This is a genomic window from Aminobacter sp. MDW-2 (assembly GCF_014250155.1).
Classification (GTDB): Bacteria; Pseudomonadota; Alphaproteobacteria; order Rhizobiales; family Rhizobiaceae; genus Aminobacter; species Aminobacter ciceronei.
On record NZ_CP060197.1, the window covers coordinates 1185711 to 1202444 of the forward strand.

The following is a 16734-nucleotide window of genomic DNA, read 5'->3' on the forward strand; positions in this document are numbered from 1 at the left end:
TTCAGTCGGCTTCGGCGCGCAGCGGGCGGGTCATCAGCCCGGCGACGGCCTCGTTGATGGTAATGGCATTGTCGAGCAGGGCAGCGACCGCCTCGATGATCGGCGCGTCGAGGCCACGCTCACGGGCGATGCGGGCGGCGATGTGGGCAGTGGCGACACCTTCGGCGAGCGGGCGGCCGGCAAGCTCTTCGCCTTTGCCGAGTGCCACGCCATAAGCGAAATTGCGCGATTGCACCGACGAGCAGGTCAGCATCAGGTCGCCGAGGCCGGACAGGCCCATCAGCGTTTCGGGGCGGGCGCCGAAGGCGGCGCCGATGCGGCGCAGTTCGACGAAGCCACGGGTGACCAGCGCTGCCTGGGCCGAGGCGCCGAGACCGGCCCCGGTGACGGCACCGGCGGCGATGGCAAAGACGTTTTTCAGCGCACCGCCGATTTCGACACCGATCAGGTCGTCGCTGGAATAGCAGCGCAGGTTGGCTGCCGAGAAGCGCACCGCCAGAGCCGAGGCCAGCGCCTCGTCTTCGGCAGCGACGACGACGGCGGTGGGGAGTCCACGCGAGACGTCGGTGGCGAAACTCGGGCCGGACAGTGCGGCCACGGGATTGTCGGGCAAGATTGCGCTGGAGATGTCGGACAGCAGGCGGCCGGTGTCGCGCTCGATACCCTTGGCGCAGAGCACCAGCGGAACATCGTCGGCGATATGCGGCTTGACCTCGGTCAGCACGCTGCGCAGGGCCTGTGCCGGGGTGACGACCAGCACGCAATCGGTGCCGGCAAGCGCCTGGGCAAGGTCGGTTGTGGCGGCGATGCCTGTCTCGAAGACGATGCCGGCGAGATAGCGTGGGTTGGTGCCCTTGGCGATCGCCGTGACGCTGTCTGTGTCGCGGGCCCAGAGCGTGACGGCATGGCCGGCGCGCAGCATGGCGAGCGCAAGTGCCGTGCCCCAGGCGCCGCCGCCGAGAACCGTGACCTTGTATGCGCTCATGCCTTGGCTCCCCGCCTGCCGGAACCGACGACCGGGGCTGACACGCTGTCCAGCGGCCAGCGCGAGCGCGGTACAAAATCGAATGCGTTGGGTTCGACGAGATCGGCGCGCAGGCGCTCGATGCCGGCCCAGGCGATCATTGCAGCATTGTCGGTGCACAGCGCCATCGGTGGCGCGATGAAGGCAAAGCCGTTTTTGGCGCAGAGCTTTTCCAGCATGGCGCGGATCTGTTTGTTGGCGGCGACCCCGCCGGCGACGACGAGGGCCGGGGCTGCGGTGTCGGGGAACTCGTCACGGAAGCGGGCCAGCGCGCGCTTGACACGGTCGCCGAGCGTATCAGTGACGGCTGCCTGAAAGGAGGCGCAGATGTCGGCGACGTCCTGGTCGCTGAGGGGTGCCACCGATGTTGCTGCCTGGCGCACCGAGGTCTTGAGGCCGGAGAAGGAGAAATCAGGCTGGGCCGAACCCTTCATCGGGCGCGGGAAGACAAAGCGTGAAGCGTCGCCCGACTGGGCTGCATTTTCGACATTGGGGCCACCTGGATAAGGCAGGGCCAGCATCTTGGCGGTCTTGTCGAAGGCTTCGCCGAGCGCGTCGTCGATGGTGGTCGCCCAGCGCTGATAGTCGCCGACGCCCTTGACCAGGACGATCTGGGTGTGGCCGCCGGAGACGAGCAGCAAGAGGTAGGGAAATGCGAGGCCGTCGGTGAGCCGCGCCGTCAGCGCGTGGCCTTCGAGATGGTTGATGGCGATCAGCGGCTTGCCCACTGAAGCGGCAATCGCCTTGGCCGTCATCAGCCCGACGATCAGCCCGCCGACGAGGCCGGGACCGGCCGTGGCGGCAATGGCGTCGATGTCTTCAAGGGCAACGCCGGAATCCTCGAGCGCCGCCTCGACGATGCCGTCGAGAGCCTCGACATGGGCGCGCGCGGCGATCTCCGGCACGACGCCGCCAAAGGCCGCGTGCTCGTCGATCTGGCTGAATACCGTGTTCGACAGGATGCGCGGCGGCTGCCCGGATTCGAGCGCAACGACGCTGGCCGCGGTTTCGTCGCAGCTTGTCTCGATGCCAAGAACACGGATCAATTGGTCGCTACCCTGCATGATTGCCCGGTGGTAATTTCCTAGATAGGAGGTACGGGACCGCCCCGCCAGCGCGGGGTTATCACGGACCAAGCGCTATGCAAACTAGAGCCTTGAGAATCGGAACCCGCGGCAGCCTGCTGGCGCTCGCCCAGGCGCACGAGACGCGTGCGCGGCTGATGGCAGCGCACGGCCTGCCGGAAGAGGCATTCGAGATCGTGACGATTTCGACCAGCGGCGACCGCATCCAGGACCGGCCACTGTCGCTCGCCGGTGGCAAGGGGCTGTTCACCAAGGAACTGGAAGAGGCGATGTATGCCGACGAGATCGACATCGCCGTGCATTCGTCCAAGGACATGCCGACGCAGCTGCCCGACGGGCTCGAATTGTCGGCGTTCCTGCCGCGCGAGGACCCAAGGGATGCGTTCATCGGCCGCGCGGCACCCAGCATCATGGAACTGCCGCAAGGTGCCGTCGTCGGCTCCTCGTCGCTCAGGCGACAGGCGCTGATCCGACGCATGCGGCCCGACCTCGACGTGGTGATGTTCCGCGGCAACGTGCAGACCCGCCTGAGGAAGCTTGACGAGGGGGTGGCCGAGGGCACGATCCTCGCCAATGCCGGTCTGCGCCGGCTTGGGCTCGAAGAGGTCATCACGGATCTGATGGCGCTCGACGCCTTCCCGCCGGCCCCCGGGCAGGGTGCCATCTGCATCGAGAGCCGCATTGGCGATACTGCTGTCACCAACATGCTCCAGGCGATTGATCACAAGCCGACCGGGCAGGCTCTGGCCTGCGAAAGGGCGTTTCTGGCCGCACTCGACGGCTCTTGCCGCACGCCGATCGCCGGATATGCCGAGATCGACGGCGACAGGCTGTCTTTCGCCGGGCTTATCCTGACCCCGGATGGTACGCTGTGGCACGAGGCCAAGGCCGACGGCCGGGCGGCGGATGCCGCCGAGATCGGCCGGAATGCCGGCGACGAGGTGCGGGCACGGGCCGGCACCACATTCTTCGAGGGATGGAGCTAGATGGCACAGCGGGTGCTGGTGACGAGGCCGGAACCCGGCGCAACCCGCACCGCGCGGCGCCTCGAGGCGCTCGGCTTCGAGCCTGTGCTTTTGCCACTTTCCGAAACGCGACCGCTGCCGGTGGCGCGTGAAAGCGTCCCGTCCGGCGCGACGGCGATCGCGGTGACAAGCGCTAACGCATTGCGACACGCGCCGAGCGGGCTTGTCGAGCGACTGCGGGGCCTGCCCTGTCACGCCGTTGGCGCAAGGACCGCGGAAAGCGCGCGCAAAGCCGGCTTCTACTCCGTCAACGAAGGTCCTGGCGACGCTGCCGCGCTCGCCGACATGATAGCAATCGAACTCGGCAAGGCGACGGTTGTCTATCTGTGCGGCCGGGTACGGATGCCGGACTTCGAACGTCGTCTCGGCATCAACGGGGTGCGGGTAGTGCCGATCGAAACTTATGACACAGTCGCGCTCAATCCGGCCCCTTCCTTCGTGCGCCAGCAGCTTGGCGGGCAACCAATCGACGCCGTGCTCGTTTACTCGGCGCGCGCCGCAGCCGCCTTCGGTTCGCTGATGGAAATGCACGCCGAGGCGGATTTCCTGATGCGCAACGCGCGTTGCCTTTGCCTGTCCGGCCGCATCGCTTCGGCGCTGGTCGGCGGGATCAGGGTCGAGGTCGCGCGCGATCCCAATGAGGATGCGCTGCTGGCGCTTCTCGGCGATCCCGACTGACGGAAAGGCTACTTGCCATCAACCGGCCTTTTTTCGCGGGACGGTGGGTGTTACTGGTTTTTGATCTTCGAACCCGCATCTGCCGCGGGATTTATGCCAACGAAATCGCGGAGCCCCCAGCATGGTCAAGACGCCGAAGACGCGCCATTCGAAGACGCATCGCGATCCGGTGACGATCGAACTGGAGCCGGGCGCGGTGTCGCGCGTAGAAGAGGCCGCCAAGCCTGACGCTGAGACGGAGGCGGTCGCAGCGACGGCCGGCGAAGAAGCCCTGACCTCGGCAGAGACGCCGTCTGAGGAGACGGCGGCGAAGGCAGACAGCGCCTATGCCTCCTATGACTACAGCTTCGAAAACGACAAGCCGGCCGAAACGCCCAAGGCCGAGGCGCCGTCGCGTGCTGCTTCGTCGAGTTCGGCCGGGTCGCGGGCTACAAGTGATGCAGCCTCGGCTGCATCATCGAATCGTCAATCAGCATCCGGGCTGTTGCCGGGCCTGGCCGGCGGCGTGATCGCGCTGTTGGTGGCCGGTGGGCTGCAATATGCCGGCGTGCTGGGTGCGCCGGGTACCGGAACCGGTGACAATGGACAGATGCAGGCCGAAATCGCCTCGTTGAAGTCGCAGCTGGCCGATCTCGGTGCTGCCGCCAATGGCGGTGCGGCGCTGAAGGGTGACGTCGACGGCCTCGCCGCTGCCGTCCAGCAGGTGAAGTCGGACATCGAGGCGCTGAAAGCGACGGCCGGCCAGGCCGGGTCGAATGAGGCCCTTGCCACGCTCGACGGCCGCATCGCGCAGGTTGAAACTGCCGTGGCCTCGCTCAGCCAGAACAACGGCGCTTCGAGCGAGATCGCAGCACTCACCGAGCGCGTCAGCGGCCTTGACGCGGCGCTGAAGTCGGCGGGCGAGGCGGCGACGGTCGATGACGGCAAGATCGCGACGCTGGAGCAGTCCATCTCCGCGCTCACTTCGAAGGTCGACGCACAGGCGTCGCAGCCCAAGATCGCGCTGGCGATCGCCGCTTCGGCGTTGAAGGCGGCTGTCGACCGGGGCGCGGGCTTCGGCGCCGAGCTCGAAACTTTCGCCGCGATTTCCCCGGAGGCGCCGGAACTGGCGGCCCTGAGGGCTCATGCCGAAAAGGGCGTGCCGACACGCGCCGATATCGTGACCGAAACCGATGCGGCGGCGAATGCGATGATCGCTGCAGCCAAGCCGGTCAACGAGGATGCCGGCATCCTCGAACGGCTGGTGTCGAGCGCCGAGCAACTGGTTCAGGTGCGGCCGATCGGGGCGGTCGAGGGCACCGGCGTGCCGGAGACGGTGGCGCGCATGGAGGTGGCGGTCAACCAGGGCGATTTCGCCAAGGCGCTGGCCGAATATGACACGCTGCCCGAGACGGCGAAGGCTGCGGGCGCCGACTTCGTTGCCAAGCTTAAGGCGCGGCTAGATGTCGAAACGCTGGTCGACAAGCTTGTCGCCGGCGCGATGAAGGCATGAGGGACGCCAGATGATCCGTATCCTGTTCTATCTGGCCATCGTTTTTGCGCTCGGGCTGGGCTTTGCCTGGCTGGCCGACCGTCCCGGCGACATGGTCGTGACCTTCAGCGGCTACCAGTACAAGGTCAGCCTGATGGTGGCAGCGGTGGCGATCACCGCGATCGTTGCGGCAACGATGTTGACCTGGTGGCTCACCAAAGCGGTTTGGAATAGCCCTTTCACCATCGCCCGGCATTTTCGCGCCCGCCGGCGCGACCGCGGCTATCAGGCGCTGTCGACCGGCATGATCGCCGCCGGAGCGGGCGACGCCGCACTTGCGCGCAAGAAGAACAAGGAAGCCGCCAAGCTGATCAACTCCGACCAGGAGCCGCTGATCCTGCTGCTTGATGCCCAGGCGTCGCTGCTGGAGGGCGACCACGACACGGCGCGGCAGAAGTTCGAGGCGATGCTGGACGATCCCGAGATGCGGCTGCTCGGCCTGCGCGGGCTCTATCTCGAAGCCGAACGGCTCGGCGACCGGGCCGCTGCACGCCACTATGCCGGCCGCGCCGCCGGCCTTGCGCCGCAGCTCGGCTGGGCGGCGGATTCGACGCTCGAGGAAAAGTGCGAACGCGGCGACTGGGACGGCGCGCTGGCGCTGATCGACGCGCAGAAGTCGACGCGCCAGATCGAGCGCGACGTTGCCAACAACAAGCGCGCGGTGCTTTTGACCGCCAAGGCGATGTCGCTGTTCGAAGGCGATTTCAATGCGGCGCGGACCGCAGCGCTTGAGGCCAATCGGCTGCGGCCCGGTTTCGGTCCGGCGGCTGCAATTGCCGCAAAGGCGCTGTTCCGCCAGAACGACGTGCGCAAGGGCTCGAAGGTGCTGGAGACGGCGTGGAAGGCGGAACCGCTGCCCGACATCGCCGAGCTCTACGTCCATGGTCGCCCAGGCGATGCCGTGCTCGACCGGCTGGCGCGGGCAAAGAAATTGCAATCGCTGAAGCAGAACCATCCGGAATCCTCGCTCGCCGTGGCGCGGGCGGCACTGGAAGCACAGGATTACAAGCTGGCGCGCTCCGAGGCCGAGGCCGCCGCACGGATGCAGCCGCGCGAGGGTGCCTATCTTTTGCTCGCCGACATCGAGGAAGCCCAAGGTGGCGACCAGGGCAAGGTGCGACAGTGGCTGTCGCGGGCCGTGCGCGCGCCGCGCGACCCGGCCTGGGTGGCGGACGGCGTGGTCTCCGAACGCTGGGCGCCGTTCTCACCCGTCACCGGCCGGCTCGACGCTTTCGAATGGAAGGCGCCGGAAGAGCGGCTCGGCCACCTGATCGAGCAGGACGACGAGCCGAACGAGCGGGTGTCGATCCCTAGCATTCCGGCAGCGCAGCCCGCCGGCGACGACATCGTCGACGTGATCGTCGAGGACGAGGTGGCGCAGGAGACTGCGGCAGTGCAGCCCGTGCCCCCGCGCGCGGTGCCGCCGGCGACCGACGGCGCGACCCTGACCGACGAGGATGACATGGCCGAACCGATCCGCTTGCCCGACGACCCCGGCGTCGATCCGGAAGTGGAGCGGGAAAACGCCCAGAAGCGGTTCCGTTTGTTTTGATTTCAGCTCGACCCTAGATCTAGGCTTGGCCCAAACAGGAACCGACGATGTTCGAACGCATGATTTCGTTTCTGAAGGACCTGCCGGCGGCAGGGTCCAAGGCGAGCTGCGAGGACGATCCGCGCGTTGCCGCGGCGGCGCTGATGTACCATGTCATGGACGCCGACGGCGACCGGCAGGACGTCGAATGGGAGCGGGTCAAGCAGTTGCTGAGCCAGAGCTACGGCATTTCGGGCGCCGAGCTCGACCGGCTGGTCAAGGCCGGCGAACAGGCCGACAACGAAGCGATCGATCTCTATGCCTTCACCAGCGTGCTCAAGCGCAACCTCGACGACCAGGCGCGCAAGGACTTCATCGGCATGATGTGGGAAATCGTCTATGCCGACGGCGAGCTGCATGAGATGGAGGACAACACCATCTGGCGCATCGCCGAACTGATCGGCGTGGAAAGCCGCGACCGCGTCGAGGCCAAGCGTAAGGCGGCTCAGAAGGCGCAGCGCCAGATCGGACCCGAAGCGGACGAGTAGCTGTAAATGCCGGGCAAGGCGCGACCCAAGATACTGGTGGTGCTGCATCAGGAGCATTCGAGTGCCGGCCGCGTCGGCCATGTGCTGATCGAGAACGGCTTCGAACTCGACATCCGCCGGCCGCCGCTCGGCGATCCCTTGCCCGACACGCTCGACGGGCATGCCGGCGCCGTGGTCTTCGGCGGCCCGATGAGCGCCAACGACCAGGATGAGTTCGTTCGACGCGAGACCGACTGGCTGGCGGTGCCGCTCAAGGAAAACCGTCCGTTCCTCGGCATCTGCCTCGGCGCCCAGATGCTGGTCAATCATCTCGGCGGCAAGGTCGAAGGGCATGGCGAGGGGCTTGTCGAGATCGGCTGGTATCCGATCAAGGCGACCGAGGAAGGCCGCAAGCTGATGCACTGGCCCGAGATGGTCTACCAGTTCCACCGCGAGGGCTTTTCGCTGCCTGGGGATGCCGTGCTGCTGGCGTCGTCGGAGAGTTATCCCAATCAGGCCTTCCGTTATGGCGACAATGCCTGGGGCATCCAGTTCCATGCCGAACTGACGCGGGTGATGATGCAGCGCTGGGTGGTGCGCGGCGCCGAACGCTTCGTCTTGCCAGGCGCCCAGCCCGGCCGCGACCATCTCGGCGGCCGGCTGATCTGGGACATGCATCTCAAGCGCTGGCTCGACGAATTCCTGGTCAGGATCTTCGGCGAACCGGCCAAGGGCTGAGGCTTACTTCTTGCCCTCGCGGGCGTCGATTTCGCTCTGCTGGGTGTCGATTGCCGCTGCCTGTACCTTGGTGTTCTGTCCGGCGCCGACCATCCAGCGTCCGTTCTCCTTGACCAGCACATAGAGCGGCGAACCTTCGAGTTCGCCTTCGATAGGCGTGCCGTCCTTGTGGATCGGGCGCTGGCGGACATTCACCGCGGCCACGTCGGGGCTCAGCATCGTGACATGAGCGACGTCGTAGCGGGCATACTGGTCGCCCAGGTCAGGGGTCAACACCTTGCGGGCGAAGTCGGAAATCTCGGCCTTGTTGCTGAACCGCCGACCAAAGGCGGTGACCCAGACGGCGTCGGGACGGAACAGGGCGAGGAAATCGTCCGCCGAGCGTTCGTTCTGCGAGCGCTCGACTTCGGTGATCAGCTTGTTGATCAAGGCGAGGTCGTTGTCATTCACATTGGACATGGTCATTCCGAACTATTCTGAGGGCTCGCGCAGTGTTCTTCTTGCGGTGATCAGGCGGGGCAAGCATCGCGATCCCCTGACCGATGTAGAAGAATGTATGAATACGTTGCGACGTTTGCAACGCCGGCAAAGCAACCGGGCAATGGAAAGGTCAGACGTGCCGGTCGAGGTGCCTGACCTTGCGCAAGGCAGGGAACGTCCAGGCCCAGATGCCGGCAACGGCAATGGCGCCGATGCCGCCGAAGACGACGGCGGGCGCGGTGCCGATCAGAGCGGCCATGGTGCCGGCGCGGAATTCGCCGAGTTCGTTGGAGGCGCCGACGAAGACGCCGTTGACCGCGTTGACGCGACCACGGACATGGTCGGGCGTCCACAGCTGGATCAGCGTTTCCCTGATGTAGACGCTGACCATGTCCGTGGCGCCGAGCAGCGCAAGTGCCGATATGGAGACCCAGGGGATCGTCGAGATGCCGAAGACCGCCGTGGCGACGCCGAACAGCGCCACGAAGACGAACATGACCTTGCCGGCATGGTCGCGGATCGGGTGCCCGGCGAGCCAGACGGCGACGATGATGGCGCCGACGCCGGGGGCGGCGCGGAGCAGGCCGAGGCCCCACGGCCCGAGGTCGAGAATGTCGCGCGCATAGACCGGCAGCAACGCCACGGCGCCGGACAGGAGCACGGCGAAGAGGTCGAGCGAGATGGCGCCGAGCACGACCTTTTCGCCCCAGATATAGCGGAAGCCGGCGAACAGCGTCTCGACCGACGGCTTGTCGGTCTCGCTGCGCTGGACCGGCCTGGGGATGGAGAAGATCAACGCCGTCGATGCCAGCATCAGGACGGCGGCCGCACCATAGGCGATCTCGGGCGACAGGCCGTAGAGCAGGCCGCCGGCGACCGGGCCGACGATCGTCGCGGTCTGCCAGGCCGACGAGTTCCAGGCGACCGCGTTGGCGAAGTCCTCTGATGGCACGAGGTTGGCGACCAACGACGCCGAGGCCGGACCGAAGAAGGCACGCGCAATGCCGAAAACGACGAGCACGGCGAAGATCGGCAACGGGCTTGCAAGGCCGTGGTAGGTCAGCGCCAGCAGTGCCGCCGCACAGGCGGCCTCGACCAGGGCGGACAGGCCCATGATCAGCCTGCGGCCGAAACGGTCGGCCACGACGCCGGTGACAAGCACGAGCAGCAACGCTGGGGCAAACTGGATGATGCCGACGAGGCCGAGGTCGAAAGGGTCGCGTGTCAGGTCATAGACCTGCCAGCCGACGCCGACCGAGATGATCTGCGTCGAAAAGGTACCCAGGAAGCGAGCCACCCAGTAGCGCGAGAACGCGCCATGGCGGAAGGCGGCGAAACGCTGTTCAGGTGCCGTGGCGGTCTGGGATGTCATCGGGGCGGGCGAATGCACCTGTTGCGGCGCCGGTCCGGATCGCGCCAGCCGACACGCGCTGCATAGCGCAGTTTGCGGACGGGCGGGCGGACAAAATCAGCTGGATCAAGATTTTCCGGGTCGGCTGGCCAGCGTGGCCCGGCACATCACGCCACCGGGCCAACGCCGCATGGTCCCGGCCAGCTTTGCTACCTGACGAAGACCGTCACCGCGCCATCTTCGGCGATTCTGGCGGCCAAGATGGCCGAGGTGTCGACCGTGTTGGCGTCGATCTGCTTTTTCAGCGCGCTGTTGGCCATGATCGCGGCCTGCACGCCGGTGATATCGGCCTCGTTGTCCGACACGGCCTTGTCCAGTGCCTGCTTGTCGCCGGGGCTGACGATGTCGGAAACCTTGACGACACGGACGCTGCCGACGGTCGTCATGGCCTGGATCGCGGTTGCAGTGCTCCGGCTGGCTTCGATGGCCGACATGACGGTTGCGAGATCGGCCATTGCGCCGGTACTGGCCGTCGTGGACCTATCCAGCTGCGCAGCCGGCTTGGCGGCGTCCTCGGCGGCGGCGGGTACCGCCAGCGTTGCCGACGCGATCAGGATCGCGATAGCATGTGCATGTTTCATCTCTTTCCTCTCGAATTCCTGGCCTCTCAAATTTCTGGCCGCCGCCCAGGTGACAAACCGACCGGGCCGGTTTCGGTTCCGCGAAAATGCCGTTTCGGGTGACGTCGGACGGCAGGTGCTGGCAGAGAGTAAAGCCGGGTGTCGCCGATCAGGCGCCCATCATCCACAGCACTGCGCTCGACGCCCCGAACACCACGGCAAGATAGAACCAGTCTGTCCAATCCATCGATGACTCCTGAGATCAGGGCGTGCCACGCAACGACCGCGTCCGCCGATACTGCCTGTTGGGCGGCAGTTGCATTGCAAGGCCGGTTCGGTGCCTGGACGCCGACAACTGGGGACGCTGGTCACTGCAACAGATGCAGCACCAGGACAAAAGCAGTGGCGTTGGTGTGGAGCATCGTTGTTGCCATCGCCAGCATCGTGGCCGCGACGAAATAAAGTTCTATGCGCTGTTCGCCTTTTTCGGGGCGTTGCGGTTGAAGTGGTGTCGGCATGATGTCGGCTCCAGCGATATCAGCTGATTCAATTCCCGAAACGACCGACAGTTCCATGACGTCGACCAGGATTTGACAGAAGGCTGGTGCGGGCAGGCTGCGTTACGCCTGGATGCCTGGACCGATGCCGTTCGACGGCATCGAAGGCGACGGCGGGCGCCAGTCCGCTGCCGAAGCGGGCCGTCGCAGCGCCGCCGGCTCCTTGGCGCGGGCCCAGCAGTAGTAGAGCAGGAACGAGCCGATGACGTAGGGCTGGAGGATATCCACCTCGAAGAACGAGCGAATGACCAAGAGCGCGAGCAGGCCGGTCTGCAGCAGGGCTTCGGTCCAGTCGCCGTCGGACAAAAGGCGCGCGATGCAGAGCCTGAGGATGGCGAGCAGCGGCAGCACGATCATGACCGCGCCAACATAGCCTGTTTCTACCAGCGCCTCGATATAGGTGTTGTGGAAGTGGAAGCCGGTGCGGGCGGGGATGTAGAACTCGTTCCACAGCCGCTCGGCCTCGGAAAAGCCCTGCACCCAGTAGGCGGCATAGCCGACGCCGAGCAGCGGCGTGTTGGCCGCCGCATCGATGCCCTGCTGCCAGAGATAGGTGCGGCCAGTCAGCGTCGAATCCTTGCCGAAGGCGCCGAGCACCATGTCGGCCGCGCCGAAATTGAGGGCGGCCAGCACTGCCGTGCCGGCAAGCGCGAGGCCGGCGGCGAAGAAGATCCGGCGATGTATCGGCGAGAATGCCTCCAGTCCGGCGATGGCGACGACCATGGCTATGGCCGCGGGCGTGGCGAGCATCGATGTCGCCGATTGCGACAGCACCAGCGACGCGGCCGAAAGGGCGACGACGCCGAGCGCAAGGAGGCGAGCGATGCGGCTGCGGGTCAGGAACAGCGCGAAATAGCAGCCCAGCAGCACGCCCAGCGAGGCGTAGAAGCCGAGCTGGTTCTTGGAGCCGAAGGCGCCGACGAAGCTGTAGCTGCCGTCGAGCGCGTCGTAGACATAGCCGCCCTGCAGCATCGAATAACCGAGAATGACGGCGATGCCTGCGATGGCGCCGATGCACAAGGTGCGCGCATCGATGACACGGGCGGCGATAACGGCGCAGACGACATGTGTGAGGTACTGGAGGGCTGCGCGCAAGGTGACGTCAGGCGCGTCTGACCAAAAATAGGACAGGCATGCCAAGAACGCGAAGGCCAGGAGTTGCGGCGACCGGGCAAGGCGGCCGAGCGTGAAACGGTAGTCGACCAGCACCAGCGGCAGCCACACCGCGTAATACATCAGGATCGAGATCTGGCCGATGCGGAAGGAATAGGCGAAGACGAAGAACGAGACGGCGACCGCGAACGCGCCGTAGAGCGTGTTGCGGCCGGGTTCGACCAGTGACGACTTGCTGATCCGCATCGCGTCTGACCCGATCAACTACTGGACGAGCGGGCTACCCGACCGCACGACCTTGATCACGTCGCCGGGCAGGATGGACGTGTCCTCGGCAGCCGTGATTTCCTTGCTCTTGCCATCGCTGCCCTTGCGGACGAGGACAAAGGACGTCGGCTGCTCGATGCCGGCTGCCGCGGACGCCGTGCCGCCGGCTTCGGCGATCAGTCCCTTCTGCATGCCGAGCTTGAGCGTCACCGCATTGAGCTCGCCGACAGTCTTCTGGCGCTCGACGGCGAGTTCGGATTCGGCGTTGTTCCTGAGATCGATCGCTTCCTGCTCGGCCTTGCTGACGTCCTGCTTGGCACGCAGCGTGGCGGTCTCGAGGTCGAGGATCTTGCCTTCCATCTCGGCGATCGAACGTTCGGTCGACAGCACGCGTGTGTTCACGACGAGCCCCTTCTGCGCCAGCGTGTCGATGCCGCTGAGTTCCTTTCTGGCGAGTTCGACCTGGCGTTTCTGCGTCTCGGCCTTCTGGCCGAGCGAGACGATCTCGCTTTCGAGCAGGCCCTTGAGGTTGTCGAGCGCCTGCAGCCGGAGCGTGAGCTTCTTCTGGCGCGAGGCCATGATGGCGGTCTCGTTGGCGACCATGCCGTCCACCCCAGGCAAGGAGGCGATGTCCTTTGGGGCGGCGAATTCGGTCTTGCCGGTGAGTTCGGCGTCGATGCGCGCCTGCGTCACAATCAGGCGGAGCTGCTCGTCGGACAGCACGGCGTGGCTGCCTTCGGCGTTGATGAGGTCGCGCTCGGTGCGGGCGCCGTCGGCGCCGCGACGCATGCCGCCGGCGATGCTGACCGCCTTGAGCACGGTGAGGTCGGGCGCATAGGCATATTGACCGGGGCTCTGGATGTCGCCGGAGATGTAGAACGGGCGAAACTGCGCGACCTCGACCGAAGCCTCGGGGCGATCGGACAGGCCGAACTTGTCCTGCAGGGTCTTGCCGATGGTCTCGGCGATCTCGGCCGTCGTCTTGCCCGCGGCTTCGGTCTCACCGACGAACGGCAGCGACAGCTTGCCGGAGGGGCCGACCGTGTAGTCGCCGCTGACCGAGGACCAGTCGCGGAAGGCGCCTTCGACGGTCTGCCATTCGACGACGCGGATTGTCAGCTTGTCCTGGGTGCCGAGCTTGTAGTCCTCGGCTGCGGCCAGGGTTGTCGCGAAAGCGAGGGCAAGACAGAGCGCGGCGCCCATGCCGAGCAGGCGCTTTGCGCGCTTGGGAGTGCTGATGGTGTTCAACGGTATCGTCCATTCCTGTGCCGCGACATCTCCGGGGATGCGCGGCTGGGAGTGGCCGCGCGCGCCGGCGCAGCCCGATTGCGGCAGGATCAGTAGCTGCCGCGCGACATGCAGACGGCCGGAACCGTCTTCAGGATGATGCGGATATCTTCGACGAGCGACCAGTTCTCGACATAGTGACGATCGAAGGCCACGCGGCTGTCGTAAGAGACGTCGTTGCGGCCGCTGACCTGCCACAGTCCTGTGAGACCCGGCCGGGACTTGAGGTAGAAGACGACGGCCTTGCCGTAGTATTCGAGCTCGTCGCGGACCACCGGGCGCGGGCCGACGATGCTCATGTCGCCGAGCAGGATGTTGATGATCTGCGGCAGCTCGTCGAGGCTGAGCTTGCGCAGCACGGTGCCGACGCGGGTCACGCGCGGATCGTCCTTGAGTTTGCGCGTTGCCTCCCACTCGGCCCGCGCCTCAGGATCGTTGCGCAGATGAGCGGCCAGAACTGCATCGCCGTCTCGAACCATGGTGCGAAACTTGAGGCACTGGAAGATACGGCCGCCGCGGCCGATGCGGCGATGGCCGTAGAAGACCGAGCCGCCGTCGGAGACTTTCACCAGTAGTGCGATGAGCAGGAACAACGGGCTCAGCGCGACGATGCCGAGACCGGCACCGACGATGTCGAATCCGCGCTTGGCCACGCCACCGAGCGGAGGAAGGTCGGCGGCCATATGTGGAAACTCCAAGCTGCTCGACTTGGCTAGATCCCTCATGCTGCAACTCCAATTGGTCGATAAATCGCCCCAGAATCGCCCCGTGTCAGGATAGGATTGGTATGCTGCGCCGCAACACACGTTTTTTTGACGCGTGAAATATTTGCGCCAGTAGATGTCCAAGAACCGTGCATGGCCTGCACAAAAAGAGTCCATTGCGACAGTTTTGTGTCCTCAAGATTAATGCGTATGCAGAATCAATCCAGTCCATCAGGTGGAAATGCCTGGAATTATATCTTCGTCATGCTGCTGTTTAGTCGAACAAAGTGCGTCAAGAGATACGAGCATATTGTTACAGGCGGCTGATATCGCAGAAATTTCTGAAATAACGCCATCAAAGGCAAAAATCGTTTCGACTTGGGGCATCGCCGGACGGTGCAATGCAGCATTCATCTTTGCCGTCTAGACTCGCTCTCCAAGAGGCTCCGCTTGCTGACAGTTGGGCGGGTCAATATAGTGGAATGACGTTCTTCGCGCCGACCGGCTGGGGCCGCGCCGGCATCAAAATAAAACGAAGGAACGGACACGGGCGGAAGCTTTCAGGGCAAGGGGAGTTGCAAGCAACATGGCGACGAAATCAGTGCCGATGCCTCCGGCCTGACGATCAGCTGACATGACTTTACCCAAATTCGTGTTCGGCATGGCGATGGTCATCGCTGTCGTGGCGTTGTGGTCCTACATGGATGCTGCCGGCTGGGGCACGATCTTGCTGCGCGCGGTGATATGCGCGGTTGTTCTTCAGGTCGGATACTTTCTCGTCGTGCTGGCAATGGTGGCGCGCGCCGGGCCGAAACCGGTGGAAACCGGCAAGTCGAAGACCGCGGCTGAAGGTACCGCCACTGTTCCAGCCGACGACCTGACCCCGAAAGGCAGCGCTCACTAGACCGACAAGATCGGCGTGAGCGGCCGCCTGTTCCGGCAGAATCGCTGCCGTCCTGCCCGTATATGTAAGCAAGACGCGACGCTGCCAATCCGAAGGCGGCCTTGGCGGTCTCGGTGTGATGAAACCGTCATATGTGATCGGACGAAGCTGCCTGCAGCCCTTGGAAAGCCGCGGCTTGCCGATGGCGGTTGCCGGTGCCCGTAGCGCCTCCCGTGAATCGCCGTAACAAAAGTTGGGGTTCCCTTGTTAGCAGGTGCAATATAGCTCTTGCGTCGGCGGGCTATGACGAAAGGCAACCGACGTGAGCGGAACCGACGTCTGTGTCATCATTGCTGCGCGCAACGCAGCCGAAACGATCACGACGGCCATTGCCTCCGCTCTGCTGGAGCCGGAGGTGGCCGAGGTGGTCGTCGTGGACGACGCTTCGACCGATGCGACCGAGGCGGTGGCGCGCGCCGCCGATGACGGCAGCGGCAGGCTTCTGGTGCTGCGGCTCGACGTCAATCGCGGCCCGTCCTTTGCCCGTAACATGGCAATACGCCACTCCAGGGCGCCGCTGATCAGCATTCTCGACGCCGACGACTTCTTCCTGCCGGGACGGTTCGCGAAGCTCGTGGACGGCGATGACTGGGATCTCGTCGCCGACAACATCGTCTTTGCCGAACACGCCTCGGTGCGCGACGTGCTGTCGGGCAGCATCGAGCAGTTCGCAGCCGATCCGACCGAGCTCGACCTTGTCGGCTTCGTCGCCGGCAACATTTCCCGGCGCGGCGCCCGGCGCGGCGAGCTGGGTTTTCTCAAGCCGGTGATGCGGCGCGCCATGCTCACAGAGCACGGCCTGCATTATGACGAGCAGCTGCGCCTCGGCGAGGATTATGCGCTCTATGCCCGGGCCCTGGCTTTCGGTGCCTGCTTCAAGCTGATCCGCTCCTGCGGCTATTGCGCGGTGGTCCGGTCCAATTCGCTGAGCGGCCAGCATCGTACCGAGGACCTGAGGCGGCTGGCCGATGCCGATCTCGATCTTCTGGCGCTTGCCGGTCTGACAGCCGGACAGCGACGTGTCCTGCGCCGCCATGAGCGGCATGTGCGCGACAAATATCGGCTGCGACATTTCCTCGATCTCAAGGCCAGTGGCGGGCTTTCCGGTGCGATGGGCTTTGCCTTCGCCTCGCCGACGAACCTGTCGGCCGTGACCAAAGGGGCGGCATTCGACAAGCTCGAGCTGCTGCGCCGTCGCAATCCGTCGGCGATGGAAAGTGGCGCTGCACGTCCACGCTACCTGATGGCCGGCTCGGCCGCGAAGGCGGGGTAG

Annotated in this window: 18 protein-coding genes; 8 read left to right on the forward strand and 10 right to left on the reverse strand. The window is 65.3% G+C overall.

Going from position 1 to position 16734, the window contains the following annotated elements; genetic code table 11:
* Position 1 precedes the first annotated feature (1 nt).
* The gene (locus tag H5P29_RS05810; RefSeq protein ID WP_154386723.1) at positions 2–985 is read right to left on the reverse strand and encodes an NAD(P)H-dependent glycerol-3-phosphate dehydrogenase; all 984 of its coding nucleotides are present in this window, start codon (positions 983–985) and stop codon (positions 2–4) included.
* A complete protein-coding gene (gene tsaD / locus H5P29_RS05815; protein WP_182574061.1) occupies positions 982–2067 on the reverse strand; it encodes a tRNA (adenosine(37)-N6)-threonylcarbamoyltransferase complex transferase subunit TsaD in 1086 nt (361 codons plus the stop codon). Before tsaD ends, H5P29_RS05810 begins: the two co-directional genes overlap by 4 nt.
* A 98-nt stretch (positions 2068–2165) precedes the next feature.
* Between tsaD and hemC the strand changes: the two genes are divergently transcribed.
* The 6 genes from hemC (at position 2166) to H5P29_RS05845 (ending at position 8139) form a co-directional block, all read left to right on the forward strand.
* Positions 2166–3095, forward strand: a complete 930-nt coding sequence (gene hemC, locus H5P29_RS05820) for a hydroxymethylbilane synthase (protein ID WP_154386721.1) — start codon at positions 2166–2168, stop codon at positions 3093–3095.
* Entirely contained in the window at positions 3096–3812 is a 717-nt protein-coding gene (locus tag H5P29_RS05825) for a uroporphyrinogen-III synthase (RefSeq protein ID WP_154386720.1), read from the forward strand. It begins immediately after the preceding gene.
* A 121-nt stretch (positions 3813–3933) separates the two neighbouring features.
* Complete coding sequence (locus H5P29_RS05830) at positions 3934–5304, forward strand: COG4223 family protein (protein WP_154386719.1); 1371 nt, start codon at positions 3934–3936, stop codon at positions 5302–5304.
* 10 nt (positions 5305–5314) lie between these two features.
* Positions 5315–6895: a heme biosynthesis protein HemY gene (locus H5P29_RS05835; RefSeq protein WP_067956168.1), complete on the forward strand. Its 1581-nt coding sequence runs from the start codon at positions 5315–5317 to the stop codon at positions 6893–6895.
* A 47-nt stretch (positions 6896–6942) separates the two neighbouring features.
* Positions 6943–7422 (forward strand): TerB family tellurite resistance protein, encoded by a 480-nt coding sequence (locus H5P29_RS05840; protein ID WP_154386718.1) that lies wholly within the window; start codon positions 6943–6945, stop codon positions 7420–7422.
* 6 nt (positions 7423–7428) lie between these two features.
* Entirely contained in the window at positions 7429–8139 is a 711-nt protein-coding gene (locus H5P29_RS05845) for a glutamine amidotransferase (RefSeq protein ID WP_067956171.1), read from the forward strand.
* Between the two features lie 3 nt (positions 8140–8142).
* Here H5P29_RS05845 and H5P29_RS05850 read toward each other — a convergent pair whose 3' ends face one another.
* From H5P29_RS05850 to H5P29_RS05885, 8 genes are all read right to left on the reverse strand, one after another.
* Positions 8143–8598 (reverse strand): SgcJ/EcaC family oxidoreductase, encoded by a 456-nt coding sequence (locus H5P29_RS05850; RefSeq protein WP_210252529.1) that lies wholly within the window; start codon positions 8596–8598, stop codon positions 8143–8145.
* A gap of 151 nt (positions 8599–8749) precedes the next feature.
* Complete coding sequence (locus H5P29_RS05855; protein ID WP_154386716.1) at positions 8750–9991, reverse strand: MFS transporter; 1242 nt, start codon at positions 9989–9991, stop codon at positions 8750–8752.
* 188 nt (positions 9992–10179) lie between these two features.
* On the reverse strand, positions 10180–10611 hold the full coding sequence (locus H5P29_RS05860) for a hypothetical protein (RefSeq protein ID WP_067956177.1): 432 nt from the start codon (positions 10609–10611) through the stop codon (positions 10180–10182).
* Positions 10612–10958: 347 nt separating this feature from the next.
* Positions 10959–11165 carry a hypothetical protein gene (locus H5P29_RS05865; RefSeq protein WP_067956179.1) on the reverse strand — a complete coding sequence of 69 codons (207 nt, stop codon included), beginning with the start codon at positions 11163–11165 and terminating at the stop codon, positions 10959–10961.
* Positions 11166–11210: 45 nt separating this feature from the next.
* Positions 11211–12506, reverse strand: a complete 1296-nt coding sequence (locus tag H5P29_RS05870) for an O-antigen ligase (RefSeq protein WP_154386715.1) — start codon at positions 12504–12506, stop codon at positions 11211–11213.
* A gap of 18 nt (positions 12507–12524) precedes the next feature.
* Positions 12525–13775 carry a polysaccharide biosynthesis/export family protein gene (locus H5P29_RS05875; RefSeq protein ID WP_312870922.1) on the reverse strand — a complete coding sequence of 417 codons (1251 nt, stop codon included), beginning with the start codon at positions 13773–13775 and terminating at the stop codon, positions 12525–12527.
* Positions 13776–13864: 89 nt separating this feature from the next.
* Positions 13865–14539 carry a sugar transferase gene (locus tag H5P29_RS05880; RefSeq protein WP_154386714.1) on the reverse strand — a complete coding sequence of 225 codons (675 nt, stop codon included), beginning with the start codon at positions 14537–14539 and terminating at the stop codon, positions 13865–13867.
* Between the two features lie 210 nt (positions 14540–14749).
* Complete coding sequence (locus H5P29_RS05885) at positions 14750–14932, reverse strand: hypothetical protein (protein ID WP_154386713.1); 183 nt, start codon at positions 14930–14932, stop codon at positions 14750–14752.
* 220 nt (positions 14933–15152) lie between these two features.
* Here H5P29_RS05885 and H5P29_RS05890 point away from each other — a divergent pair, with 220 nt between their 5' ends.
* Entirely contained in the window at positions 15153–15422 is a 270-nt protein-coding gene (locus H5P29_RS05890) for an exopolysaccharide production repressor protein (protein ID WP_067956186.1), read from the forward strand.
* A gap of 301 nt (positions 15423–15723) precedes the next feature.
* On the forward strand, positions 15724–16734 hold the full coding sequence (locus H5P29_RS05895) for a glycosyltransferase family 2 protein (RefSeq protein WP_067956187.1): 1011 nt from the start codon (positions 15724–15726) through the stop codon (positions 16732–16734).

What these genes read in the sequence shown, in the direction of transcription:
- H5P29_RS05810 (WP_154386723.1), bottom strand. Translation starts at nt 985, where the DNA reads ATGAGCGCATACAAGGTCACGGTTCTCGGCGGCGGCGCCTGGGGCACG.
- hemC (WP_154386721.1), top strand. Translation starts at nt 2,166, where the DNA reads ATGCAAACTAGAGCCTTGAGAATCGGAACCCGCGGCAGCCTGCTGGCG.
- H5P29_RS05825 (WP_154386720.1), top strand. Translation starts at nt 3,096, where the DNA reads ATGGCACAGCGGGTGCTGGTGACGAGGCCGGAACCCGGCGCAACCCGC.
- H5P29_RS05830 (WP_154386719.1), top strand. Translation starts at nt 3,934, where the DNA reads ATGGTCAAGACGCCGAAGACGCGCCATTCGAAGACGCATCGCGATCCG.
- H5P29_RS05835 (WP_067956168.1), top strand. Translation starts at nt 5,315, where the DNA reads ATGATCCGTATCCTGTTCTATCTGGCCATCGTTTTTGCGCTCGGGCTG.
- H5P29_RS05840 (WP_154386718.1), top strand. Translation starts at nt 6,943, where the DNA reads ATGTTCGAACGCATGATTTCGTTTCTGAAGGACCTGCCGGCGGCAGGG.
- H5P29_RS05845 (WP_067956171.1), top strand. Translation starts at nt 7,429, where the DNA reads ATGCCGGGCAAGGCGCGACCCAAGATACTGGTGGTGCTGCATCAGGAG.
- H5P29_RS05850 (WP_210252529.1), bottom strand. Translation starts at nt 8,598, where the DNA reads ATGTCCAATGTGAATGACAACGACCTCGCCTTGATCAACAAGCTGATC.
- H5P29_RS05855 (WP_154386716.1), bottom strand. Translation starts at nt 9,991, where the DNA reads ATGACATCCCAGACCGCCACGGCACCTGAACAGCGTTTCGCCGCCTTC.
- H5P29_RS05860 (WP_067956177.1), bottom strand. Translation starts at nt 10,611, where the DNA reads ATGAAACATGCACATGCTATCGCGATCCTGATCGCGTCGGCAACGCTG.
- H5P29_RS05865 (WP_067956179.1), bottom strand. Translation starts at nt 11,165, where the DNA reads ATGGAACTGTCGGTCGTTTCGGGAATTGAATCAGCTGATATCGCTGGA.
- H5P29_RS05870 (WP_154386715.1), bottom strand. Translation starts at nt 12,506, where the DNA reads ATGCGGATCAGCAAGTCGTCACTGGTCGAACCCGGCCGCAACACGCTC.
- H5P29_RS05880 (WP_154386714.1), bottom strand. Translation starts at nt 14,539, where the DNA reads ATGAGGGATCTAGCCAAGTCGAGCAGCTTGGAGTTTCCACATATGGCC.
- H5P29_RS05885 (WP_154386713.1), bottom strand. Translation starts at nt 14,932, where the DNA reads ATGAATGCTGCATTGCACCGTCCGGCGATGCCCCAAGTCGAAACGATT.
- H5P29_RS05890 (WP_067956186.1), top strand. Translation starts at nt 15,153, where the DNA reads ATGACTTTACCCAAATTCGTGTTCGGCATGGCGATGGTCATCGCTGTC.